17 protein-coding genes and 1 tRNA gene are annotated in these 22,971 nt (G+C 72.9%); 8 read left to right on the top strand and 10 right to left on the bottom strand.

Features of this window, described 5'->3' with window-relative positions; translation table 11 throughout:
- Positions 1-31 precede the first annotated feature (31 nt).
- From ACP4J3_RS04265 to ACP4J3_RS04235, 7 genes are all read right to left on the bottom strand, one after another.
- Positions 32-105 (bottom strand) — tRNA-Lys (locus ACP4J3_RS04265).
- Positions 96-671, bottom strand: a complete 576-nt coding sequence (locus ACP4J3_RS04260) for a hypothetical protein (RefSeq protein WP_426530514.1) — start codon at positions 669-671, stop codon at positions 96-98. The genes ACP4J3_RS04265 and ACP4J3_RS04260 overlap by 10 nt, the downstream gene beginning before the upstream one ends.
- A gap of 148 nt (positions 672-819) precedes the next feature.
- Positions 820-1,185 (bottom strand): hypothetical protein, encoded by a 366-nt coding sequence (locus tag ACP4J3_RS04255; protein ID WP_426530512.1) that lies wholly within the window; start codon positions 1,183-1,185, stop codon positions 820-822.
- 364 nt (positions 1,186-1,549) lie between these two features.
- Complete coding sequence (locus tag ACP4J3_RS04250; protein WP_426530510.1) at positions 1,550-2,884, bottom strand: AAA domain-containing protein; 1,335 nt, start codon at positions 2,882-2,884, stop codon at positions 1,550-1,552.
- The gene (locus ACP4J3_RS04245) at positions 2,881-4,503 is read right to left on the bottom strand and encodes a hypothetical protein (protein ID WP_426530508.1); all 1,623 of its coding nucleotides are present in this window, start codon (positions 4,501-4,503) and stop codon (positions 2,881-2,883) included. Before ACP4J3_RS04245 ends, ACP4J3_RS04250 begins: the two co-directional genes overlap by 4 nt.
- On the bottom strand, positions 4,494-5,753 hold the full coding sequence (locus tag ACP4J3_RS04240; protein WP_426530507.1) for a hypothetical protein: 1,260 nt from the start codon (positions 5,751-5,753) through the stop codon (positions 4,494-4,496). The genes ACP4J3_RS04245 and ACP4J3_RS04240 overlap by 10 nt, the downstream gene beginning before the upstream one ends.
- Complete coding sequence (locus ACP4J3_RS04235) at positions 5,704-6,705, bottom strand: phosphatase PAP2 family protein (RefSeq protein ID WP_426530505.1); 1,002 nt, start codon at positions 6,703-6,705, stop codon at positions 5,704-5,706. The genes ACP4J3_RS04240 and ACP4J3_RS04235 overlap by 50 nt, the downstream gene beginning before the upstream one ends.
- A gap of 186 nt (positions 6,706-6,891) precedes the next feature.
- Here ACP4J3_RS04235 and ACP4J3_RS04230 point away from each other — a divergent pair, with 186 nt between their 5' ends.
- Positions 6,892-7,485, top strand: coding sequence for a histidine phosphatase family protein (locus ACP4J3_RS04230; RefSeq protein WP_426530503.1), 594 nt, complete (start codon positions 6,892-6,894; stop codon positions 7,483-7,485).
- Between the two features lie 148 nt (positions 7,486-7,633).
- Here ACP4J3_RS04230 and ACP4J3_RS04225 read toward each other — a convergent pair whose 3' ends face one another.
- The gene (locus ACP4J3_RS04225) at positions 7,634-9,115 is read right to left on the bottom strand and encodes a hypothetical protein (protein ID WP_426530501.1); all 1,482 of its coding nucleotides are present in this window, start codon (positions 9,113-9,115) and stop codon (positions 7,634-7,636) included.
- 276 nt (positions 9,116-9,391) lie between these two features.
- Between ACP4J3_RS04225 and ACP4J3_RS04220 the strand changes: the two genes are divergently transcribed.
- Together ACP4J3_RS04220 and ACP4J3_RS04215 are read left to right on the top strand one after the other, a co-directional pair.
- Entirely contained in the window at positions 9,392-9,856 is a 465-nt protein-coding gene (locus tag ACP4J3_RS04220) for a hypothetical protein (RefSeq protein WP_426530499.1), read from the top strand.
- A gap of 46 nt (positions 9,857-9,902) precedes the next feature.
- Complete coding sequence (locus ACP4J3_RS04215; protein ID WP_426530497.1) at positions 9,903-10,772, top strand: spermidine synthase; 870 nt, start codon at positions 9,903-9,905, stop codon at positions 10,770-10,772.
- 25 nt (positions 10,773-10,797) lie between these two features.
- Here ACP4J3_RS04215 and ACP4J3_RS04210 read toward each other — a convergent pair whose 3' ends face one another.
- Positions 10,798-11,319 carry a hypothetical protein gene (locus ACP4J3_RS04210; RefSeq protein WP_426530495.1) on the bottom strand — a complete coding sequence of 174 codons (522 nt, stop codon included), beginning with the start codon at positions 11,317-11,319 and terminating at the stop codon, positions 10,798-10,800.
- 156 nt (positions 11,320-11,475) lie between these two features.
- Between ACP4J3_RS04210 and ACP4J3_RS04205 the strand changes: the two genes are divergently transcribed.
- The 5 genes from ACP4J3_RS04205 to ACP4J3_RS04185 all read left to right on the top strand — a co-directional run bounded on the left by ACP4J3_RS04205 (position 11,476) and on the right by ACP4J3_RS04185 (position 21,445).
- Positions 11,476-12,180, top strand: a complete 705-nt coding sequence (locus tag ACP4J3_RS04205; protein ID WP_426530493.1) for a response regulator transcription factor — start codon at positions 11,476-11,478, stop codon at positions 12,178-12,180.
- Complete coding sequence (locus ACP4J3_RS04200; RefSeq protein ID WP_426530491.1) at positions 12,177-13,640, top strand: sensor histidine kinase; 1,464 nt, start codon at positions 12,177-12,179, stop codon at positions 13,638-13,640. The genes ACP4J3_RS04205 and ACP4J3_RS04200 overlap by 4 nt, the downstream gene beginning before the upstream one ends.
- A 120-nt stretch (positions 13,641-13,760) precedes the next feature.
- Entirely contained in the window at positions 13,761-15,185 is a 1,425-nt protein-coding gene (locus tag ACP4J3_RS04195; protein WP_426530489.1) for a cellulose binding domain-containing protein, read from the top strand.
- Positions 15,186-15,326: 141 nt separating this feature from the next.
- Positions 15,327-20,582 carry a caspase family protein gene (locus ACP4J3_RS04190; RefSeq protein ID WP_426530913.1) on the top strand — a complete coding sequence of 1,752 codons (5,256 nt, stop codon included), beginning with the start codon at positions 15,327-15,329 and terminating at the stop codon, positions 20,580-20,582.
- Complete coding sequence (locus ACP4J3_RS04185; protein WP_426530487.1) at positions 20,579-21,445, top strand: hypothetical protein; 867 nt, start codon at positions 20,579-20,581, stop codon at positions 21,443-21,445. The genes ACP4J3_RS04190 and ACP4J3_RS04185 overlap by 4 nt, the downstream gene beginning before the upstream one ends.
- A gap of 72 nt (positions 21,446-21,517) precedes the next feature.
- Here the strand turns inward: ACP4J3_RS04185 and ACP4J3_RS04180 are convergent, their stop codons facing one another.
- Positions 21,518-22,951: a GH1 family beta-glucosidase gene (locus tag ACP4J3_RS04180; protein ID WP_426530485.1), complete on the bottom strand. Its 1,434-nt coding sequence runs from the start codon at positions 22,949-22,951 to the stop codon at positions 21,518-21,520.
- Between the last annotated feature and the right edge of the window lie 20 nt (positions 22,952-22,971).

The raw sequence follows: 22,971 nt of genomic DNA, 5'->3' as shown, positions 1-22,971 counted from the left end.
TTTCCGCGAACACACCTCGCCATCGCCATCGTGCGCCGCCAGGGACTCGAACCCCGGACCCGCTGATTAAGAGTCAGCTGCTCTAACCAACTGAGCTAGCGGCGCCTGCTGACGTCGTAGACCTTAGCACCCTGATCGGGGTGGGGAAAAATCGATATCCGAACGGCGGCGCGAGCCGCCCGCACGGCCGCCCAGAGCAGTACCTCGGCCCCCGGCAACCAGGGATTACGGCTGTCCGGCGCGACCAGCCAGCGGGAGCCGTTGGGGGCGGCGGAGCCGGACCGGGCCGGGACGGTCACCGCGTCTCCGGGGCCGTGGCACAGCAGCGGCGGCACATCGCCCGCGCGGCCGAACTCCTCCCACCGCAGCAACGACGGCAGCCGCTGGGCCGTGCCGGGGGCGGCGAACAGCAGCATCCGGCCCCGGAACACCGCCACCGGTCCCGAGCCGGGCCCCTCCTCCCAGAGCTGGTCGACGATCCCGCGCCCGAAGATCACCGGCGCGCTCACGACGTCGAACACGGAACCGCAGGCCAGGACGGCGGAGGCCGCCGGCCGCTCGTCCCGGAGCGCTCGGGCGCTGCGCGGATGCGGCTGAGCGGAGGCGAGCCAGGCGGCGCCGTCCGCGGTGAGGCAGGCGGGGGAGGACGGGGCGTTGCGTGTGCTGCTCATGCCGGATACATCTACCGACGGTGAGCATCCCACTCCCGAGAGTTCCCAGAATCCGGGACAGGGTGGGGTGGCGGGGCGTATCTTGTCCGCCTGGCATATGCCCTGAGGTCTTGTGGCGCGTGCCCTGCGGCACTCGGGGCGGGTGGGGTCACACCGGGTCGACGTGTCCCGGTCCCTCGACCCCCCGCATCAGATCCCTGCCGAACTCCACCATCTTCTTGGCGTAGTCCTCGGTCCACTCGGCCCGCTCGGCGATGTCGGCGGGCGTGAGCCGGTCGAACCGCCGGGGGTCGGCGAGCTGGGCCGCCGCGATGGCCTGGAACTCCACCGCGCGATCCGTCGCCGCCCGGAACGCCTGGGTCAGCTCGGTCGCCCGCGCGAGCAGCGCACGCGGGTCGTCGATCGACTCCAGGTCGAAGAAGTGCTCCGGGTCGGCGGCCGCCTGCGCGGGCTCGAAGAGCAGGGGCGCGGGGCGTAGCCGCGGTTCGTTCCGACGCGGCGTGGGCTCCGCCATGTCTTGTCCTCCTCGTACGTCACCGATCTCGTAGGTCACCGACCTCGTTGGTACCGGTGGCTCGCCTGCGGACCGGTCCGACGTCCATTGTCCCGCGCGGGCGCAAGTGGGCGTCGGGGCAGGTCGAACGGAGGGCGCGCCGGGCGGCGTCGAGGGCCTGCCGTCGAGGGCCTGCCGGGTGAGCGGGTGCCGTTTCGTTCACGGTCGCCACGGCACCCGGTGCTCGGCGAGCCGTGCCAGCACCGCGTGATTCGCCTCCCAGCCGTCCGGGCTGTGTTCATTGGCCGCCTCCGGCGGCGTGCCGGACTCCGTCCGGCGGATGGGGGGCGTCGAAAGCCTGCCGGGTGAGCGGGTGTCGTTTCGTTCACGGTGGCCACGGCACCCGGTGTTCCGCCAGCCGTGCCAGCACCGCGTGATTCGCCTCCCAGCCGTCCGGGAACTTCACCAGCGTCCCCAACTGCACCGGTTCCGTCGACGGATAGTCGTCCAGCAGTTCGCTCACCCCTGCCCGGCACACCACGATGCAGGCGTGCCGGTGGCGGGAGGCGAGGACGCACAGGCGGCCCGTCTCCAGGTGGAAGGCGGTGGCGTCGGGGCGGCCGGAGAGGGGGTGCAGGACGACGGTCACGTCGTACTCGCGGCCCTGGAGCCGGTTCGCGGTGTCCACCGTGACGTCGGTCGCGCCCAGCTCGGCCAGCGCCGCGCGGACCGCGGCCGCCTGGTCGCGGTGGGCCGTGCCGACCGCGATCCGGTCGGCGGTCAGGGGGGTGGGGGCGGGGGAGCGTTCCGACGTGGCCGCGCCGCCCCGGTCCAGCAGGCGCCGTACGACTGTCGCCACCGCCCGTACCGCCTCCGGATCCGTGCGCGGCGTGCGCCGGGCGGGCAGCTCCAGCAGGCCCCAGCCCGACTCCGCCGCCTCGTCGATCACCCGGTCCGGGCCCGAGCCGTCGGACGGGACCGCGAAGGACAGCCGGCGGTCGTCGTGGCCGGTGCCGCTGCGGAAGGGGGTGTAGGGGTAGAAGGCGCCGGAGACCAGGGGCGCGGCCGATGCCGGCAGACGCCAGGAGACCGGCAGGCGGTGCTGGGGGAGGTCCGGGTTGTGGGCCAGCAGGGTGGTGACGGCGGAGGCCGAGGGGTCGTACGACAGGCCCGCCCACTGTTCGCTGCCGACGATGGAGAACGGGTCGAGCTGGCCCGGATCGCCCACGAACAGCGCCCGCTCGAACAGCCCGGCCACGGCGAGCAGCGAGTCCGAGCGCATCTGGTACGCCTCGTCGACGATCGCATGCCGCCACGGCTCGTCGACCTTCACATGCGCCCACTTGGCCGCCGTGGACAGGACGACCGCGAGGCCCGCGAGGTCGGCCGCCTTCGCCGACTTGCGTACGTTCGGCAGGTCGTCCAGCGCCTTGTCGTACGGGTCGCTGTCGCTGCTGTGCAGCCGCCCCACCGGCAGCTCCGGGTTCTTCTCGGCGAGCCTGAGCACCAGGTCGTCGACCTGCGCGTTGGTCTGCGCGACGATCATCAGCGGACGGCCGGCGTCCGCGAGTTCGAGGGCCGCGCGGACGACCAGCGTGGACTTGCCGGCGCCGGGCGGGGAGTCGACGACGACACCGCGCGCCTCGCTGTGCAGGGTGTGGTGCAGGATCGCGTCGGTGGCCTCGGCGGCCGCGGCACCGGGGTCGAACACGGCGGTCACAGCACGTCCTCCTCGGTCGGCGCGTCGGCGGCCTCGAACACCTGCTCCCCGGGCGGCCCGCCGTGGGTCCACGGCGTCTGCTCCGGCTCGGGCAGCTTCGCCCCGCCCCGCTGCTCGTGCTCGAACAGGGTGAAGCAGACCAGGTCGCCCTTCTGCGGCACCGACCCCTCCTCCGGCTCCTTGCCGCGGCCCATCTTGTCGAGCACCCGCAGCACGATCAGCGCGCCGCCGTCCTCGTTCTCTCCCCCATGCGCTCCCTCATGGCCGACGAACTCCGCCGACTGCGGCTTTCCGCCCAGCGACCGGTACACCTTGGCCCGCTCGCCCAGATGGGGCCGGTCGTCGGTGCGGACGGTGACCAGCGGGCGCGGGCTCGGCCGCTTGCTCTCGCTGTACGCCATCACCACATCGGTGACCTCGCCCGCGAAGGCCTCCCCGATCAGCCGTCGCCCCGCCATCACCAGCGGGTCGTCCAGCGCCTCCTGGGCCTCCAGACGGGCCTGTTCGCGCTCGCGCGCGGCGAGCTTGTTCGCGGCGGTGACCGCGTCGTCACGGCGCGGCTGCGGGGGCTCGCCGGCGACGACGCGGTCGCGGTGGCCGGTGAACGACCAGCGGTCGCGGGTCCATCGCTCCTCGACGTGCCGACCGGCCTCGGGCAGGTGTGACCGCAGCAGGTCGAGGCCCCGCCACACCGCGTCCCAGGTGGGCCGGGTGCGGCTCTCGACCAGGGCGCGGATCTCCCGCTCGGCGGCGGTGAGGTCACCGAGCCGGTCGTCGGCCTGAAGACCGTCCTCGGCGGCGGCGAGGGCGGTGCGGGCGCGGTCGTAGCGCTCGATGGCGGGGGCGAGCAGCTTGTTGTCGAACGCCGGGTCGGTGGCGGGACCGGCGGGCGGACACAGGAGCTGGCCCTCCCGGTCCCGTGCGAGTTCCGCGCGCAGGGCCGCCTCGGCGCCGATCTCGCCGGCCGGCGGGTCGATCCAGGCCAGCAGTGCGCCCAGGTGCTGGTCCTCCAGGGTGGACTGGCCGGTCGCCCAGTGCCGGGCCAGTACGTCCGTCATGGCCAGCAGCAGCGAGGAGCCGGGCACGCGGGCCCGCTCGCCGAAGTGGGTCAGCCAGCGGCCGAGCAGCGGCACGCGCGGGGGCGCGGGATACGGGGTCTCCGGGTCCTGCTCCGCCGTACGCCTGAACCGCATGGAGCGGCCGAGGAGCCGCACGAAGTCGATGCCGGCGCGGCTCGGCACGATGAGCTGCGGGGCGTCCGCGCACAGCTCGACCTCGACCTTGACGCGCTTGCCGGTCTCCGGGTCGGTCTCGTTGCGTTCGGCCGCCTCCACGGCTTCGGCGTGGGCGTCGATGTACGGCAGCACGACGTCCGCCAGCTCGGCCAGGAACGTGAACCTGAGGTCCCGGTCGCGCGGCTGCGGTACCACCAGCAGGTGCGGGGCGTGACGGTCCGTGCCGGCCAGCGCGCCGAGCGGGGCGCCGGCCTCACCGGCGGTGGTGAGCGGCACGAAGACGAGCGGGCGGTCCGACAGATGCCGGTGGCGGACGGTCGCGGCGGGCTGGGCGCGGCCGGTGCTGACGGCCTCCAGGCGGGCCAGGGTGGCGATCAGCGACACGGGGCCACCGCCTCCGGGCCGGCGGCCAGGCCTTCCTGACCGAGGGCCTGTGTGTCCCGGCCCAGAGTCTGTCCGTCCCGGCCGAGCGTCTGTGGGGCCCCGCCGAGAGTTTGTCCGTCCCGGCCGAGCGTCCGTGCGTCCCGGCCGAGCGCCTCCGCGCGCAGCCGTGCCGCTCTGCGCAGGGCGGCCACCGCCGGGTCGTCCGGATCGCCGGACTCGCCGTGGGCCGCCGACAGGACGTCCTCCACCGTCGCCAGCCCACCCAGCTCGGCCCGCACGGAGCGGCCCAGCGAGGTCACCGCGCCGGACGCGCGGGAGCGGGCGCGGCAGTGGAAGGCCAGCTCACAGGCGGACAGGCACTCGGGCGCGTAGGTCGCCGGGACCGACTCGACGGCGGCCGTCAGCTCGGCCGGGGGCAGCTCGGGGGAGAAGCAGGTGCCGACGGGGAGGGTGTCGGCGATGTCCTCGATGCGGGTGAGACGGGCGAGCTGGCGGGCGGTCACCGCGCGCTGCTTGCGGACGTCGACGGCCGAGGCGGTGGGGAGATTGGAGAAGTCCTTGGGGCAGACGAGGAGGACGCGGTGGCGCACGCGCGGGGCGGTCTCGAGGCGGGACGCGATCTCCTCCAGCGCCAGCACGTACACCGCCGCCTGCCGGGCGGCCGCGCCCACCTTGGTGGGATCCGCCGAGCCGTCCAGCATCGGGAAGGACTTGATCTCCACGACCGTCCAACTCCCGTCCGGGTGCACGACGACCGCGTCCGGCTCCAGGAAGGCGGGCGAGCCGGCGACGTCCAGCGCGAGCATGGGGTGGTCCAGCAGGGTCCACTCGCCGCGCGCCTCGGTGGCCTCGCGCAACGCCAGAGCCGTACGGGCCGTCCGGCCCTCGGGCCCGGTCGCGGTGAGCTCGGGCACGCGCGCGTGGGCGGGCGGTTCGGCGCCGCGGTCCAGCTTCTCGTGCACCAGGCGCAGCAGCTCCGCGCCGCCGTCCGCCTTGACCTTGGCCTCGAAGGCGTTGCCGCGCGTGAAGGCGAACTGCGACTGCCCGAACACCGACGGCGAGCCCAGCGCGCTCGCCAGTGCCGCCTTGTTCACCCCGGCGCCGTCCAGGATCGCGCGCCGCTTGCAGCCGGGGTTGGCGGCGAGGGCGGCCAGGGCGCGCGCGTCCAGCGCCTTGGCCGCCACGTCGGGACCGCGCAGCTCAGCGAGCCGATGCCGGAGCGCCGTCCCCCGCGTCCTGGGGAGCGGCACTCGGCTCGGCTCCCGATCCGAACGGGGACTCGCGCTGCCGTGGAATTCGCTCACCCACGGAAGTCTGGCATCCGGCACTGACAATCGAGGAAGCAGCGTCGCCGGAGGCCACCGGGACGACAGTGCCCGCGCCCGTCGCGGCGGACCCGCCGGACGCCGTGGCGACGGTGGCGGCGCCCGCCGCGAACCGCGCCCGCAGTCGGTCCATGGTCCGCATCACATGCGGCGCCAGCAGGAACCCGACGCCCATCACGGCGGCGCCCGCGACCGCGTCGAGGAAGTAGTGGTTGGCGGTGCCCATCACCACGATCGTGGTGATCAGCGGGTAGGCGACGGCGGCCACCTTCGCCGGCCGCGTCCCGCCGTGGCGCCACAGCATCACCCCGCACCACAGCGCCCAGCCGACGTGCAGGCTCGGCATCGCGGCGTACTGGTTCGTCATGCCGCCCAGGCCCCGCGGCGCGCTCGCCTCGCCGCCCCACCAGCCGTACGAGCTGTACTGGGCCATCGTGTCGACGAAGCCGTGGCCCGCGGCGAGCAGCCGGGGCGGGCACGTGGGCAGCAGGGTGAAGCCGATCAGGCCGATGAACGTCGACGTCATCAGCCAGGTGCGGGCCGCGCGGTAGTGCGCGGTGCGGGAGCGGAAGATCCACACCAGGAGGACGGGCGTGACCACGTAGTGCAGCGACGCGTACCAGAAGTCGGCCGGGACGCCCAGCCAGGGCTCGCGGGTGAAGAGGCGGTTGAGGGGGTGCTCCGCGTTGAGGTGCAGGGCCTTCTCGATGTCCAGGATCGCCAGGCCGTGGTCGACGGCGCTGTTGACATCGCCCCGGGCGAGCAGGCGCCCCGCCGAGTAGCAGGCGTAGACCAGCAGGATCAGCGGCAGCTCGGTCCACCAGCGCAGGCGGGTTCGCGGCGTCGCCTCCACGCCAGCTTTTTCGGCGTGTGGCATCCGATCGCCTCCCCCTTCTCGTCCTGCCGCCCGGCTGACCGGTCGAACCACTTTACGGTGTACGCGCGCGCCTTCTTCGGGCGCCCCGGCCCTCTAGACGCAGAGATCGCCCGCCGGGTTGCCCCCGAACAGCGTGCGGGATGATGGACGGGCTCCGCTTCTCGTTTTCTCCCGGAAGGCCCCTTCATGGCACCGCGCATCCTGCTGGCCCGGCACGGACAGACGGCGTGGTCGCTGTCCGGCAAGCACACCGGCAGGACCGACGTGCCTCTTCTGGAGGAGGGCCGCCGGGGCGCGAAGCTGCTCGGCGAGCGCCTGCACCGGGCGCCGTACGACGGGCTGGCCGACGTCGAGATACGCACCAGCCCGCTCTCACGCGCGCGTGAGACGTGCGAACTGGCCGGCTTCGCCGAACGCGCGCGTACCTGGGACACGCTCATGGAGTGGGACTACGGCGCCTACGAGGGCATGACCCCGGCGGACATCCGGTCCGTCCGCCCGGGCTGGCTCATCTGGCGCGACGGAGTGCCCGGGGGCGAGACCCTGGCCGAGGTGACGGCCCGGGCCGACGAGGTGGTGGCGTGGGCGCGCGAGGCGGACCGGGATGTGCTGGTGTTCGCGCACGGGCACATCCTGCGGTCCATCGGCGCGCGCTGGCTGGGCCTGCCGCTGGATTTCGCGGCGCGGATCAGGTTGAACCCGACGTCGCTGTCGGTGCTGGGCTGGGCCTACGGGGAGCCGGCGATCGAGAGCTGGAACGACCTCGGGCATCTGGCCTAGCCATAGGTTCAGCCATGCCGTCAGGCTGCGGGCAGTCGTGCCGCCTGGGGCGGCACGGGTGGGCGCAGGCGGCACCCCGCCAGCGCCGGGTCGCGCGACCTACCCCCGCCCAGCACCAACGCCGGGCGCCCTGGTCACGCCGTACCGTTCACGCCGTACGCGGCACCGAAGCATGCCGTTCCAGAAACGCCGACACCCCGCTCGCCCGCCGGTGCGGCAGCAGTACCCGCGCGGTTCCCGCCAGCATCGTCTGCACCCGCGACGACTGCACCTGGTCCAGCAGGTCCAGCACCTGCATCCCGGCCGCGGCCGCCTCGTCGGGACGGCCCCCGCGGGCCAGGTCGTCCGCCAGTTCCGCCGTGTAGAGGGCGATGTTGCGCGTGAAGTGCGGGTCCTGGAGCTGGGCCGCGCGCGAGGCGTGCCGTGCCGCGCGCGGCCAGTTGCCGAGTATCGACCAGCACTGCGCCTCCAGCGCCTCCAGCTCGGCCTCGCCGTAGAAGCTCATCCACTCGGGGTCGGCGTCCGAGTGGCCGCGCCCGAAGAGGGCCTGCGCCCGGACCAGGGCCTGCTCGCAGCCGGTGCGGTCGGCGAGCCCCGCCCAGCCGCCGGCCTCGCGCAGCGTCAGCAGGGACATCAGGCGAGAGGAGCCCAGGGCGCGCGCGACGCGTTGCGCGGCCTGTGCCGCCCGCACCGCCTCGCGGGGCCGGCCCGCGTCCCGCGCGAGAAAGGACGTGTTGCAGAAGGCGTGCGCCTCCAGGGCCGGATCCCCGGCCATCCGGGCCGTGGCCAACGCCTCCGCGTAGTGCGAGCGCGCGTCGTCGAACCGCCCCGAGTCGTGCGCCAGCCACCCCACCGAGATGGCCAGCTCACCCGCGCCCGCGTGCAGCCGGTCGCCGGTCGCCTGCCGGGTCGTACCGGCGTCGAGCAGCGCGTAGGCGGCCCGCAGCGGTGCGGCGGCGCGGCGGTAGAGGCCGTCGGCGCCGTGCCGGTCGTCGAGCAGCCGGATGCGGCGTACGGCCTCCTCGAGCGCGTCCGCCTCGCGTCCCCCGACGCGTCGGACGGGACGTTCCGCAGCCGCGGCGTCGAAGGCGAGGCCCAGCGGGCCCAGCGAAGCGGCGGCCACCGTGGCGCCCCCGCCGGTCATGAATGCGCGACGTAGCACGTCGCTCTCCTCGTGGTTCTCGTGGCTCTGCTCTGTGCCGTACGGGCGGTCGTACAGGCCGTACGGGTCCTGCGGGTTCAGCGGGTCATACGGATCCCGGGCCCCGCGCGTCTCACTTGTGGTGCACGCCGGGCTCGTGGTGCGTACCGGGGGCGCGTCCTCCTCGCCCCGCGCCCGGCGTCCGCGTACGGACGAGCGGGGCGCGAAGCCGAGGTCGGTGAGGGTGCGGCCGGGGAACATGTGCAGGAACACCCGTTCGTACGCGTAGTTGGGACAGCGGATCTCGCCGGCCTCGACCCGTCCGACGTAACGCGCGTCACAGCTCACCCGCTCACCGATCTCGCGAGCGGCCCGTCGTACCGCCGCGGCGAATTCGGCCGGCGAGCGCTGTCCGCGCAACTGCCGGAACGCGAGGTTCGGCCGCGGTGGCCTGGAGGGCTGGGACGAGGTCAGCTCTGACGACGCCATGGCCGGGTCCTCTCGTGCGAACCGTCGAACCATGCCGGAACGAGGGCGAGTTGATCGGATGTCCGTACCTGGTGCCGGTACCGAATATCCGTGTGGCGCCCTTGCGTCCAGCGGGCAAGAACGTACCTGCTGTAGCGGACCCGCCACGCAGGGTTTGGCTACAAACCGGATATCTCATACGTGATCTGCCATGAACTGCCATCCTTTGCGGCGCACTTCCGCCGTAGCCGTTGACGCCGCGCCGCGTTGAACTCTTCGGACTGCAAAAGGGGTTCAGTGGTGGAGGTCGGGATGGAGACCAGCCAGAGCATCGTTCCTCGTACGCCGTCGACCCCGGCGGGGCACGCGCCGACCGCGGAGTGCGGCTTGCCGCCGGGCCGGTGCTGCGACCCGGAGGCGGGGTGCGACGTGGTCACCGTGCCGACGCGACAGGGCCTGGAGGCGGTCGACATCCTGCGGCGCGGGGCCGGCGAGGCGGTGGGGCCCGTCCTGCACGACGACGACTGCGACACCCTCGGCTTCGTGGTCCCGCCGGGCACGGCGGCCGCCTGGGACGTGCCCGGCAGCACCTGCACGGAGACCGACGGCCGCGGCATGGACCTGCACCCCGAGCCCCCGGTCGAGGGCTCGGACTGGCTGCTGCCGCCCGGCGAGGCGGATCCGGCGACCGATCCCGCGGTGCTGCGGGCGGCGCTGGGCGAGGCGGCGCGGCTCATCGAGGCGGCCGACAACTGCCGGTGACGCGGCCGGCCGGGCGGCACGGGCGCCCGCTTGCGACAATGACCCCATGGGAAGGTCCAGGAACACCCGGCGCCGGGCGGCGGCAGCCGAAGCCGTCGTCGAGCGCGTCGACGGCGGGCTCGCCGAGCTGATACCCGACCGGGACCGCGCCCGGGCCTGGACGCTCCTCGTCGACGGGGCCCCGCAGTCGCACGTCGACCTGGACGACCCGGCGTATCTCTCCTTCGAGTACCAGCGGCGCCTGGGCCATGTCATCGACCTCGCCGCCCCGCCCGGCAGACCCGTCAGGGCCGTCCACCTCGGCGGCGGCGCCCTCACCCTCGCCCGCTACGTCGCCGCCACCCGGCCCCGCTCCACCCAGCAGGTCGTCGAGCGCGACGCGGCCCTCGTCCAACTGGTCCGGCGGGAACTGCCGTTGGATCCGGGCGCCCGGATCCGGGTGCGCTCGGCCGACGCCCGGGACGGGCTCGCCAAGGTGCCCGACGGGTGGGCCGACCTCGTCATCGCCGATGTCTTCAGCGGGACCCGTACCCCCGCCCACCTGACCTCGACGGAGTTCCTCGACGACGTACGCCGGGCCCTGGCACCCGGTGGCGTGTACGCCGCCAACCTCGCCGACGGCCCGCCGCTCGCGCATCTGCGCGGCCAGATCGCCACCGCCGCCCACCGGTTCGCGGAACTCGCCCTGGTCGCCGACCCGGCCGTACTGCGCGGCAAGCGCTTCGGCAACGCCGTGCTCGTCGCCTCCGACCGACCGCTGCCCATCGCCGAACTGACCCGCAGCGCCGCATCCGACCCACACCCCGCCCGCGTCGAACACGGCAAGCCCCTCACCGACTTCACCGGCGGAGCCCTCCCCGTGACCGACCTCGCGGCGGTGGCCTCCCCGGCGCCGCCACCCGCCGTGTTCCGGTGACGGTGATGGTGCCGGGGCCGGTGACTCAGTAGTTCCCGATCTCCACCCGCGGCGGTCCGTCGTGCCAGGTGCAGAACACCGACACCCGGTCCGCGCCCGAGGCGAACTCCACCCGGATCCACGTCTCCGTCTTCCACACCTGCATCGACCAGCCCGCACCCGGGGTGGCCGAGACGAGGGTCGCGGAGGCGGTGGCGATGTCGAAGACCACCCGGCCGCCCTCGGTGTCGTAGCTCTTGACCTGGCCGGACGTGGTGGGAGAGGGGCTCGGGGTGTTCGCCGGCGGCTTCGCGGGGGCCGGGGTGCGGGGCGTCCCGGTCGGCTTCGGCGAGGGGCTCTTCGACGGCGTCGGCCGCCGGGGCGAGGGTGTCGACGACGCCAGCGGCTTCGAGCCCTGCGCCGTCGCGTCGGCCGCCGTGATGGGCAGGGCGCGCGGGCGGTCGTACACCGTGCCCGCCATCACCGTGTGCACACCCCACCACGACAGCGTGACCGCCGCGCCCGTGGCGAGCGACCAAGCCAGTACGTGTACGAGTGCTCTGCGCATCGCGGGCCATACTGCCTCACGGGTCTCACGGGCCGCACACGGTCCGAGTCATCCACCCCCGCTATCCACACCCCCGCTATCCACACCCCCGTTATCCACAGCCCCGTTGTCCACAGGCCCGGGATGTCGTCCCTCGCATGGCGTACGGTGCGGCGCATGGCAAGTGTGCTCGTGGTCGAGGACGACCCGTTCGTTCGCTCGGCGCTCATCCGGCACCTGACCGACGCGGCGCACACCGTGCGCAGTGTCGGGACGGCGCTGGAGGCGCTGCGCGAGGTCGCCCATTTCCGTTTCGACGTGGTCATCCTGGACCTCGGTCTGCCCGACCTGGACGGCTCCGAGGCCCTGAAGATGCTGCGCGGGATCACCGACGTGCCGGTGATCATCGCCACCGCGCGGGACGACGAGGCGGAGATCGTCCGGCTGCTGAACGCGGGGGCGGACGACTACCTCACCAAGCCCTTCTCGGTCGAGCACCTCTCGGCCCGCATGGCGGCCGTCCTGCGGCGTTCGAGGGGCGCCGCGGGCGAGGTGCCGCCCGAGACCGTGCTGCGCGTCGGCGGCCTCACCGTCGACCCGCTGCGCCGCCAGGCCGAGCTGGACGGTCTCCGACTCGACCTCACCCGCCGCGAGTTCGACCTGCTGGCCTTCCTGGCCGCCCGGCCCGGAGTGGTCGTCCCCCGCAAGGAACTGCTCGCCGAGGTGTGGCAGCAGTCGTACGGCGACGACCAGACCATCGACGTCCATCTGTCGTGGCTCAGGCGCAAGCTCGGGGAGACGGCCGCGCGACCGCGCTATCTGCACACGCTGCGCGGCGTCGGAGTGAAGCTGGAACCACCCGGTGGGGAGCCGCCGCGATGAGATGGGCCCTGGTCAAGGTCAGTCTGGCGGTCACCGCCATGGTCGTGGTCGCCTTCGCCGTGCCGCTCGGACTCGTCATCCGGGAGATGGCCCGCGACCGCGCCTTCTCGAACGCCGAGCGGGAGGCCGCCGCCGTCGCCCCGGCGCTGTCCATCACCACCGACCGGGACCAGCTCGAGCGGGTCGTCGCCTCGGCCGGGTCGGACGCGGGGATGGCCGTGCACATACCGGCCTCCGGTGACGCCGACGCCGACGGTTCAAAGGCCGAAGGCTCAGGATCCGGCAGGACGGGGACCGGCGGCAATGCGGCTGTCGACCTCGGCCGGCAGCGCGCCGCCGACGAAGACATCGCGACGGTACGAAAGCTGGGGCGGGCCTCGACCACGGAGGTCCCCGGCGGCTCCACGCTCCTGCAACCGGTCGCGCTGAGCTCCGGCGAGATAGCCGTCGTCGAGGTGTACGTCCCCGAGTCCGAGGTCACCAACGGCCTCGCCACGGCCTGGGCGGTGCTCGCCGGGGTCGGGCTGGCGCTGATCGTCGGCTCGGTCGCGGTCGCCGACCGGCTGGGCGTACGGATGGTGCGGCCCGCGCAGCGCCTGGTGGAGGGCGCGCACGAGCTGGGGGAGGGCAAGCTGGGCGCCCGGGTGCCCGAGGAGGGGCCGAAGGAGCTGCGGCTGGCGGCGGTCGCGTTCAACGCGATGGCCGATCAGGTCGTACAACTCCTCGCCAACGAGCGGGAGCTGGCGGCAGACCTGTCCCACCGCCTGCGCACCCCGCTGACCGTGCTGCGCCTGAACGCGGCCTCGCTCGGGGACGGTCCGGCCGCCGAGCAGACCCGGGCCGCCGTCGCCCAGTTGGAGCGCGAGGTCGACACCATCATCCGCACCGCCCGGGACGCCAAGCCGCAGACGGTGGCCGCCGGTCCGGGCGCCGGGTGCGACGCGGCCGAGGTGGTGCGCGAGCGGATGGCGTTCTGGTCGGCGCTGGCGGAGGACGAGGGCCGCAAGGTGCGGGTGGCCGGGGCGGACCGGCCGGTGCGCATACCCGTGGCCCGGGCGGATCTGGCGGCCGCGCTGGACGCCCTGCTCGGCAATGTCTTCCGGCACACCCCCGAGGGCACCGCCTTCGCGGTCGACCTGCACAACGGCGAGGACGCGGTGATCGTGCTCGTCTCCGACGCGGGGCCCGGCGTAGCCGACCCCGAGGCGGCGATGGCGCGCGGGCGGGGGTCGGGCAGCGCCGGGTCGACCGGGCTGGGCCTGGACATCGTGCGGCGGCTGGCGGAGTCGACGGGCGGGGACGTGCGGATCGGGTCGTCGGTGCTGGGCGGAGCCGAGGTGCGGATCTGGATCCAGCTCGATGGGAGAGAGCCGGTGCGCAGGGGGCATCGGGGGTCGGTGCGACGCCGTCGTCCCGGCAGATTGGTCTCGACCTTTAACCGCCCCCGATCCCTTCCTTAAGCGCACCCTAAGGTCCCCAACCACTGCCCGGATCAGGCGCTTTGCCCGATTCCGCATCGCTAGCGTGCTGCCGCACCCCACCCCCCGGGAATCCCCGCGAAGAGCGAAGGCAGGCACGCGATGAGTACGCACCGGCGCAAGGTCAGCGGCAGGAGCAAGGCGATCGGCGGTCTCGTCGCCGCGGCCGCGGTCGGCGGTGGCGCGATCGTCCTCACCGGTACCGCGCAGGCGGCCGGCGTCGGGGCGGCATACACGAAGACCAGCGACTGGACGACGGGTTACACCGCGCAGTACGTCGTCACCAACAACAGCGGCCGGGCGAAGAAGGACTGGACGCTGCGGTTCGACCTGCCGTCGGGCTCGACGCTGAGCTCGCTGTGGAACGCCGAGTCGAGCGTGAGCGGCCGGCAGGTCACTGTGACGCCGCCGAAGTGGGACTCGGACGGGCTGGCCCCCGGCGAGTCGGTGACCGTCGGCTTCGTCGTCAACGGCACGGCCGCCCCGACGGGCTGTCTGATCGACGACGCCGAGTGCGGCGCGGACGGCACCGCGACACCGCAGCCGAGCGGCCGCCCGACCCAGTCACCGAAGCCGGCCCCGACCCCCTCCGCGACCCCCGAACCCACGCAGAGCCCCGGCACCGGAACGGAGGCGGGCGCCGGCTTCGCCCCGTACATCGACACCTCCCTCCACCCCGCCTTCGACATGGCGGCGAGCGCGGAGGCGACCGGCGTCAAGGACTACAACCTCGCCTTCATCACCGACGGTGGCGGCTGCACCCCGAAGTGGGGCGGTGTCACGGACCTGGCGAGTGACGCGGTGGCGGCCCAGATCGGTGCCCTGCGCGCCAAGGGCGGCGACGTCCGCGTCTCCTTCGGCGGTGCGGCCGGCAGCGAGCTGGCGACGACCTGCTCCTCGGCGGACGCGCTGGCGGCGGCGTACGGCAAGGTCGTGGACGCCTACAGGCTGACCAAGGTCGACTTCGACGTGGAGGGCGGCGCGCTCCCGGACAAGGCGGCCAACACCCGCCGCGCCCAGGCCATCGCCAAGCTCCAGGCGGACCACCCCGCCCTGAACGTCTCCTTCACCCTCCCCGTCATGCCGGAGGGCCTGACCCAACCGGGCGTCGACCTCCTCGCCGACGCCAAGAAGAACGGCGTGAAGATCAACACCGTCAACATCATGGCGATGGACTACGGCCCCGCGTACAGCGGCGACATGGGCACCTACGCCGAACAGGCGGCTACCGCCACCCAGGCCCAGATCAAGAGCGTGCTCGGCCTCTCCGACAGCACGGCCTGGAAGACGGTCGCCGTCACCCCGATGATCGGCGTCAACGACGTCACCACCGAGATCTTCAAGGTCGACGACGCCACCCAGCTGGTGGACTTCGCCAAGTCCAAGGGCCTCGGCTGGCTGTCGATGTGGTCGGCGACCCGCGACCAGCAGTGCGCGGGCGGCGAGAAGCTGGCGGCGGACGCGACGTGCAGCTCGATCCTCCAGGAGAAGTTCGCGTTCTCGAAGGCGTTCGCGGCCTACAACTGACGTAGGTCCCTCTCGAACCACGGGGGCGCGCCCCGGCCGGTCTTCCCCCCCCATCCGGCCGGGGCGCGTGTACGCATCATTGCCAGTCCTGACACGGGTTGCGATCATCTCGTACCGTTCACCGTAAGGCAGTTGGGCAGGGTGGTGGGGCTGAGCGTGGAGCGGCGATTCTTCATGGCCTTGGGCAGCGGTCGGTACTGCCATCTCCCGGACGAAGAACAACTGCGCCACGTTCCCACGGACGTCTCCCTGATGACCGAACTCTTCGAGGGCTTCGGGTACCAGGGGGTGCTGCCGGGACTCGGGGAGTACGACGGAGCCGAACAGATACGGCAGAAGCTGCGGCACTGGTCGGCGGACACCTCACTGACCCACGACGACGTGGTGGTCGTGTATTTCGCGGGACACGGGCTCGTGCAGGACCACGACCGGCACTACCTCCTCTGCTGGGACTCCCAGGAGGACGATCCGGCCACCACAGCCCTCGCCACCGAGGACCTGGTGCGGATCCTGTGCCGCGGGGATCTCCGGCACCTTCTTCTCGTCCTTGACACGTGCGCGGCCGGTGCGGGAAGCGCGGAGGCGGCCGGGGTGGCCCTGCAGTCGATCGCCTACCGGCACGGGGGCGCAGGCGCGTCCGGCGGACTGTGGTTCCTGGCCTCCGCCCGCCGCAAGGACATCGCCGAGGACGGTGCCTTCGTGTGCGCTCTGCGCACGTCCGTGGAGATCGTGACGGGCCGTACCGGACAGCGGCAGCAGTACCTGGACCTGACGGAGCTCGTCAAGGCGGTCAACGAGTGCTTCGACGGTGAGGGACGGGGCCAACGCGCCGAACTTGCGGGCAGCCTGGTCACGGGCCTGGCCCCCTTTCTGCCCAACCCCGGCTTCCGCGAGGAACTGCCGCCGGTCGGTACCGACCTCGAAGTGCAGCGCCGGGTGGCCGCCCGGGATCTGATCGAGCACTTCGGCCCTCGTTCCCGAGGCGTGGAGTTCGAGTCCGAGCAGGGGCTCTACTTCAGCGGACGGGTGCGGGTACTGACCGAACTCGTGCAGTGGCTCACCGCCGAGGACGGCGACAGTAGGGGACGGGTCGTCACCGGAAGCCCCGGATGCGGCAAGTCGGCGGTGCTGGGCAGGATCGTCGCCCTGTCGGACGCCCAGTACCGTGCGCGGTTCGAGCTGTCGGATGTCGATCCCGCCACCGTGATCCCCGAAGGCTGTGTCACCGCCGCCGTGCACGCGCGTCACAAACGGCTGGAGGAGGTCGTCGAACGGATCGCGGCCTTCCTCGACGTCGAGGCGGACGGCACGGCGGCGCTGCTCCAGGAACTCACTCGCCGGGGCCGCCGGGGAGCACCGGTCGTCATCGTCGTCGACGCCGTCGACGAGGCGGGATCGGACACCGCCGCCGACGCCGGCGGGCACGGGGAGCCGCGCCGCATCACCCGCGAACTGCTGCGCCCGATGTCGGAGATCCACGGGGTGCGCCTGCTGGTCGGCACCCGCCGTGAACTGGTGGCACCCCTGGGCCCCACGTTCACCTGCCTCGATCTCGACCTCCCCGCCTACTGCGCCGACGAGCAGGACGTCACCGGATACGTCACCAAGGTGCTGCTGGCGTCCGAAGAACCGGAGGTCCGCACCCCGTACCGGGGTTTCCCGCACCTCGCCGAAACCGTGGCCAGGGGAGTGGCCGCCCGAGCCGACGGTGTCTACCTCTACGCCAGGACGACGGCCCGCACCCTGAGATCCGACTGCTCTGTCGTGGACGTGTCCCGCGCCGGGTGGGAACGGGCGCTGCCCAGCGAGGTGGGCGAGGCGTTCGACGACTATCTGGCCAGGTTCGGTCCGGACGAGCCGCGGGTGCGCCGCATGCTGCTCCCCCTCGCCTTCTCCGAGGGCAAGGGTCTTCCCCGGGGGCATGTGTGGACCACGCTCAGCTCCGTGTTCTCCGGCACGCAGTGCACGGAACAGGACGTCTCCTGGCTTCTGGACGTCGCCGGGGCTTATGTCGCCGAGGTCATCGACGACGACCGGCGTTCGGTGTACCGGCTCTACCACAAGGCGCTGGCGGAGCATCTGCGGGCCACGTTCGGCCGACCGGCCGCAGAGATCCAGGGAACCGTCGTCGATGCCCTGGTGGGCGTCGTTCCCCGGGTGTCCGGCGGCGACCGGCCCGACTGGTTCGCCGCGCCGCCCTATGTCCGTCGGCACCTGGCAACGCACGCCGATGCGGCGGGCGTTCTCGTCGATCTCGTGGACGACCCGGGGTTCCTGTTGGCCAGTGAACCGCTCAGCCTGTTACGCGCGCTCGCCTCCATCGAGGGGGAACGCGCCAGGCGGGTGCGGACCACGTACGAGCAGGTGGCGCATCGGCTGACGGCCGACCGCTCGCTCGGTGGCAGGGCGGCCGATCTGCAGCTCTCGGCGCGCCGTTGTGAGGCCGACGAACTCGCGGACCGCATCGGCCGGCTCGGTGTGGAGCTGCCCTGGACCGCACGCTGGGCCTGGTGGTCGGCGAGCGGTGCGCACCGGCTGCTCAGCGGGCACACGAAGGGCGTCACCTGTGTGGCCGTCGGCGATCTCGACGGGCGGCCCATCGCGGTGACCGGCGGTCTGGACCGAACCGCGCGGATCTGGGACCTCACCACGCAGCGGCAGATCGGCGAACCGCTACCGGTCGGCATCGCCGTGAGCGCGATCGCCATCGGGGACATGGAGGACTACACCGTCGCGCTGACCGGTGGCGTCGACGGCACGGTGCGAGTCTGGGACCTCTCGGCCGGTCAGGAGTACGGGCAGCCGCTGCGGGGGCACACCAACCGGATCGAAGCCATGCGGATCGGTGCCCTCGACGGCCGTCCCGTCGTCCTGACGGCCAGCCAGGACGGCACCGCGCGCATCTGGGACCTGGTCGACAGGAGACAGCTCGGCTGCGACCTGGCCATACACAAGCGCACTGTTCTCGACGCCGCTCTGGGCGAGCTCGACGGCCGCCCGATCGCGGTCACCGGTGGCGAGGACAAGGCGGTCTACGTCTGGGACCTGAGCGACCTGCCCACCGGAGGCGACCCCCGTATCGACGGCAGCCCGCTGCTCGGCCCGGCAGAGGCGGTCACGGCCGTTTGCCTGGGCCGGTTGGACGGCCGCACGGTCGCGCTGGTCGGCGACAAGGCCGGCATGCTCAGCCTCTGGGACGTGGCCGAGCGCCGCCAGATCGGCGAACAGGTGGCGGCTCACCGCTACTTCGCGCGCAGCGGAGTCGCCTCGGCCGTGACCGGTCACTTCCACGGCCGTCCCGTGGCCCTGACCACCGGGGTGCACGACGCCCGGCTGTGGGACCTGCAGACGCTTCGTCAGCTCTGCCCTCCGTTGCGCGGGCACGTGCACGACATCACCGCGGCCGCGCTCACCGATCGAGGGGACGCGTCGCTGGCCGTCACAGTCGGCGACGACCGCACCGCGCGCATCTGGGACCTGTCGAGCGACCAGCCGGTGGACGGCCACACGGGCCAGGTGCTCTCGGTGGCCTTCCGGGACGTACGGGGACGTCCCCTGGCAGTCACGGGCGGGAACGACGGGTCGGCCCGGCTGTGGGACCTGCGCACCCGTCAGCAGGCCGGGCCACCCATGGAGGGCCATCGCGGCCAGGTGCGTGCCGTGGCCATGGGCGAGATCGGCGGGCGTCTGCTGGCCGCCACCGGCGGCGCCGACAGCACCGTACGGCTCTGGGACGCACAGCGGGGCGAAGCGCTGGGCCCGCCGCTGCGGGGGCACACCAACCTCGTTCGCTGCGTGGCACTCGGCACGCTTGCGGACGCGCCGGTCGTGGTCAGCGGGGGAGAGGACGGCACGGTCCGGATCTGGTCCGCCCGCGGTGGCGCTGAGGTCGTGCCCCCGCTGGCGGGCCACATCGGCGCCGTACGCCACTTGGCGATCCGCTCCACCCCCCAGCACCTGGAGATCGCCATCGCCACCTCGCTCGACCACGCCTATGTATGGCGGGTGGACGGCAGCGGCTCGGGCCGGACGAGCGGACCCACCGCGCACTTCGACATCGAGGACCTGACACCGACCGCGAGGGCCGTGGGCGTGGCCTTCCACGACAGCCGTCCGGTCGTCCTCTCCACCCGTGAGGGCAACGGCCTGTACGTCCACGACATCGCCACGCATGCCGCCGTCGGCGCCCCTCTCCCCGGCCACACGAACTACATCGTGACGGGGACACTGGCGCGTGTCGGCACGACCACCCTGGTGGCGTCGGCCGCACTCGACGACACGGCGCGTGTCTGGGACCTGGACACCGGCACCACCCTGGGTCCTCCGCTGGACGGCATGAACAGGCTGGGCGGCACGGAGGACCCTCCGGCTCCGGTGCTGGGGAGGGTGGACGGCGTGCCCGTGGCCATCACCGCCACCTCGCGCGAGGTGCGGGTCTGGGACCTGACCGTCATGCAGCCTGTCGGAGAAGCGCTGTGCGGTACGGATCACTCCTTGGTCTCGGTGGATGTGGTCAGCACCGCCGCCGGTGGCCACACCGTGGTCACAGCGAGCGTCGACGGAACGGTGCGATTCCACGGACTCGGCGACGGGCTGCAGACCGCTGCCCACATCGCATCGGCCTTCGGCACGGTGTACGACGCGACCAGTGGCCACGTGGACGGCGAACCGGTCGTCGTCCGCAGCGGCTGGACGCACGCCGAGGCGTGGGCTCTGGAACCCCGGCTACGGCTGGGCCGACGGTCGGGCTCGTCCATGCGGGTGTGCGTGTACGCCCTGGACGGCAGGCCCGTCGTGGTGAGCGCCGACGCCGACCACGTGCTGCACGCCTGGGATCTGCGCACCCAGTCGCCCATATGTCCGCCGATGACCGGTCACACGGCCCTGGTGCTCGGCCTACGGGCGGGCAGGCTCGGAGGTGTCGATCTCGTCGCCAGCGCTTCGGGTGACGGCACCGTCCGGCTGTGGAACCTGCGCACGGGCGAGCCGTACTCGGAACCTCTGGGTGGCCACGGCGGCGGCGCGTACAGCGTGGACTTCGCCCACCTGGACCGCGACATCGTGGTCTCCGGCGCGGGTGACGGGCGACTGCACTTCTGGGACCCCGCGGACGGAACCGACGTCGGCGTCGAACTGGAGCCCTTCCCGTCGGCCGTCCGTGCCCTCAGGGTGGCGGACATCCACGGCGCGCAGGCACTGATCGCGGCCGACGGCTACGGCGTCGTGCGGGTGTGGGACATGGAGTCCCCCACCTGGTCGGCCGAGCTCGACATCGGCAGCAGCGTCGCGGATGTCGCGGTCGGCGGGGACCGGGTCTGCGTGGCGACGTACATGGGCGCTGTCGTGCTCGGCATCCATCTGACGAAGTCCGACAGCGAACGGGGGAACGCGTCGTGACTCGTGTCGTTCTCGTCCACGGCATCGCCCAGCAGTTCAGGGGCGCCCGGACGCTGCTCGCCGACTGGTACCCCGCGCTGAGCGACGGCGTCGCCCTGGCCGGCGGGCCCGGGCTGGACCCGGGCGAGGTGGCCATGGCGTTCTACGGCGACGTGTTCCGCCCCGCCGGCCATCGAGGGCTCGGCATTCCCGAACTCGACGCCGGTGACGTCGAGGAGGGCCTGGAACGCGAACTGCTTCTCCAGTGGTGGGAGACGGCCGCGAGTGCGGAGAGCCGGGTTCCGGGACCCGAGGCAGCCGCGCGCATGCGCACCCCGGACGTCGTGCAGCGGGCACTCAACGCGCTGAGCCACTCCGCCTTCTTCGCCGGGCTGAGCGAACGGTTGATGATCTACAGCGTGCGACAGGTCCGCCGCTACTTCACCGAGCCGGAGCTGCGCGAGCAGATCAGGGAGCGGTTCGCCTCCGCGGTGACCGAGCGCACGGAAGTGATCGTGGCCCATTCGCTCGGCACCGTGGTGGCCTACGAGACGCTGTGCGGCCGCCCGGACTGGCCCGACCTCAAACTCGTCACCCTCGGCTCTCCGCTCGCGGTACCGCGCCTCGTCTTCGACCGTCTGCTGCCGAAACCCGCACAGGGACGCGGTCGGTGGCCGGCCCCGGTGAGCCGGTGGAGCAACATCGCGGACCGGGGCGATGTCGTGGCTCTCGCCAAGGAACTGGCCCCGCACTTCGGAGACCGGGTGTCCGACGTCCTGGTCCACAACGGTGCCAAGGCGCATGACGTCCGGCCGTACCTCACCGCCGCGGTGACCGGACGGGCGATCACAGACGGGCTGCGCGGAGCCGCGGGCCGCCCCTGACACCTCCCGCACCGGGGCGCGGCACCTCCCCTCCGCATGCCGCGCCCCGCCCCGGCCCGATCCGCCGGCTCCTTAGACCCCCTCATCCACCCCCGGCAACGCCCCCGTCCGAGCAGCCTTCCCATACCAATACGCACTCGACTTCGGCGTCCGCTCGAGGGTCGCGTAGTCGACGTACACCGCGCCGAACCGCTTCTCGTAGCCGTACGCCCACTCGAAGTTGTCCATCAGGGACCACAGGTAGTAGCCCCGCACGTCGGCGCCGTCGGAGATGGCGCGGCGGACCTCGGAGAGGTGGCCGTGCAGGTAGGCGATGCGCTCGGGGTCGTGGACGCGGCCGTCGGGGTCGGGCTTGTCGTCGTAGGCCGCGCCGTTCTCGGTGATGTACAGCGGCAGGCCCGGGGCCTCGCGGCTGTAGCGCATGATCAGCTCGTGCAGGCCGGTCGGGTCGATGCTCCAGCCCATCTCCGTGCGCTCGCCCGGCGTCTGGTGGAACATCACGTCGTCCGCGCCGGGCCACGGCGAGTGCTCGCTCGCCCCGTGACCGTCGGCGCGCGGGCCGGACAGCTCGGTATTGGTCGACGAGACCAGCGTCGGGGTGTAGTAGTTCAGCCCCAGGGCGTCGAGCGGCTGGTTGATCGCGGCCAGGTCGCCGTCCAGGACGTACGACCAGTCCGTCACCAGCTCCGTCGCCGCGTACAGCGTCTCCGGATACGCGCCGTGCAGGATCGGGCCGTGGAAGACCCCGTTGGCCAGGTCGTCGATCTTCCGGGCCGCCGCCAGGTCCGCGGCGTCCTGCGAGAGCGGCCGCACCGGGCAGGAGTTGAGGCTCAGCGCCACCGAGTTGCGGGCCGGCATCACCGAGCGCAGGGCCGAGGTGCCCAGGCCGTGGGCCAGGTTCAGGTGGTGGGCGGCCCGCAGGGTGGCCGCCGGCTCGGTGCGGCCCGGCGCGTGCACGCCCGAGCCGTAGCCGAGGAACGCGCTGCACCACGGCTCGTTGAGCGTGATCCACTGCTCCACCCGGTCGCCGAGCGCCTCGCCGACGATCTGCGCGTACTCGGCGAACCGGTACGCCGTGTCCCGCTCCGGCCAGCCGCCCGCGTCCTCCAGCTCCTGCGGCAGGTCCCAGTGGTAGAGGGTGACGGCGGGCTTGATCCCCGCGGCGAGCAGCTCGTCGACCAGGCGGCGGTAGAAGTCCAGGCCCACCTGCACCGCCGGGCCCCGGCCGGTCGGCTGGACACGCGACCAGGAGATGGAGAAGCGGTACGCGTTCAGGCCGAGGTCGGCCATCATCGCGACGTCCTCGCGGTAGCGGTGGTAGTGGTCGACAGCGATGTCACCGTGCTCGCCGCCGGCCGTCCTGCCCGGCGTATGGCTGAAGGTGTCCCAGATGGAGGGGGTGCGGCCGCCCTCCCGCACCGCTCCCTCGATCTGGTACGCGGAGGTCGCGGCGCCCCAGAGGAAGGCGGGGGGAAAGGACACGGGGGACAGGGACTCAGGTGGCATGGAAGCGCTCCCATTGGGGT

The sequence above is a fragment of the Streptomyces sp. UG1 genome (assembly GCF_049974585.1).
In the GTDB taxonomy this organism is placed as follows: Bacteria; Actinomycetota; Actinomycetes; order Streptomycetales; family Streptomycetaceae; genus Streptomyces.
This window is presented reverse-complemented; position numbering and strand designations above follow the sequence as displayed.

Bases quoted from the DNA above. Each gene is read 5' to 3' on its own strand.
- ACP4J3_RS04260 (WP_426530514.1), bottom strand. From the start codon at position 671: ATGAGCAGCACACGCAACGCCCCGTCCTCCCCCGCCTGCCTCACCGCG.
- ACP4J3_RS04255 (WP_426530512.1), bottom strand. From the start codon at position 1,185: ATGGCGGAGCCCACGCCGCGTCGGAACGAACCGCGGCTACGCCCCGCG.
- ACP4J3_RS04235 (WP_426530505.1), bottom strand. From the start codon at position 6,705: ATGCCACACGCCGAAAAAGCTGGCGTGGAGGCGACGCCGCGAACCCGC.
- ACP4J3_RS04230 (WP_426530503.1), top strand. From the start codon at position 6,892: ATGGCACCGCGCATCCTGCTGGCCCGGCACGGACAGACGGCGTGGTCG.
- ACP4J3_RS04225 (WP_426530501.1), bottom strand. From the start codon at position 9,115: ATGGCGTCGTCAGAGCTGACCTCGTCCCAGCCCTCCAGGCCACCGCGG.
- ACP4J3_RS04215 (WP_426530497.1), top strand. From the start codon at position 9,903: ATGGGAAGGTCCAGGAACACCCGGCGCCGGGCGGCGGCAGCCGAAGCC.
- ACP4J3_RS04210 (WP_426530495.1), bottom strand. From the start codon at position 11,319: ATGCGCAGAGCACTCGTACACGTACTGGCTTGGTCGCTCGCCACGGGC.
- ACP4J3_RS04205 (WP_426530493.1), top strand. From the start codon at position 11,476: ATGGCAAGTGTGCTCGTGGTCGAGGACGACCCGTTCGTTCGCTCGGCG.
- ACP4J3_RS04200 (WP_426530491.1), top strand. From the start codon at position 12,177: ATGAGATGGGCCCTGGTCAAGGTCAGTCTGGCGGTCACCGCCATGGTC.
- ACP4J3_RS04195 (WP_426530489.1), top strand. From the start codon at position 13,761: ATGAGTACGCACCGGCGCAAGGTCAGCGGCAGGAGCAAGGCGATCGGC.
- ACP4J3_RS04180 (WP_426530485.1), bottom strand. From the start codon at position 22,951: ATGCCACCTGAGTCCCTGTCCCCCGTGTCCTTTCCCCCCGCCTTCCTC.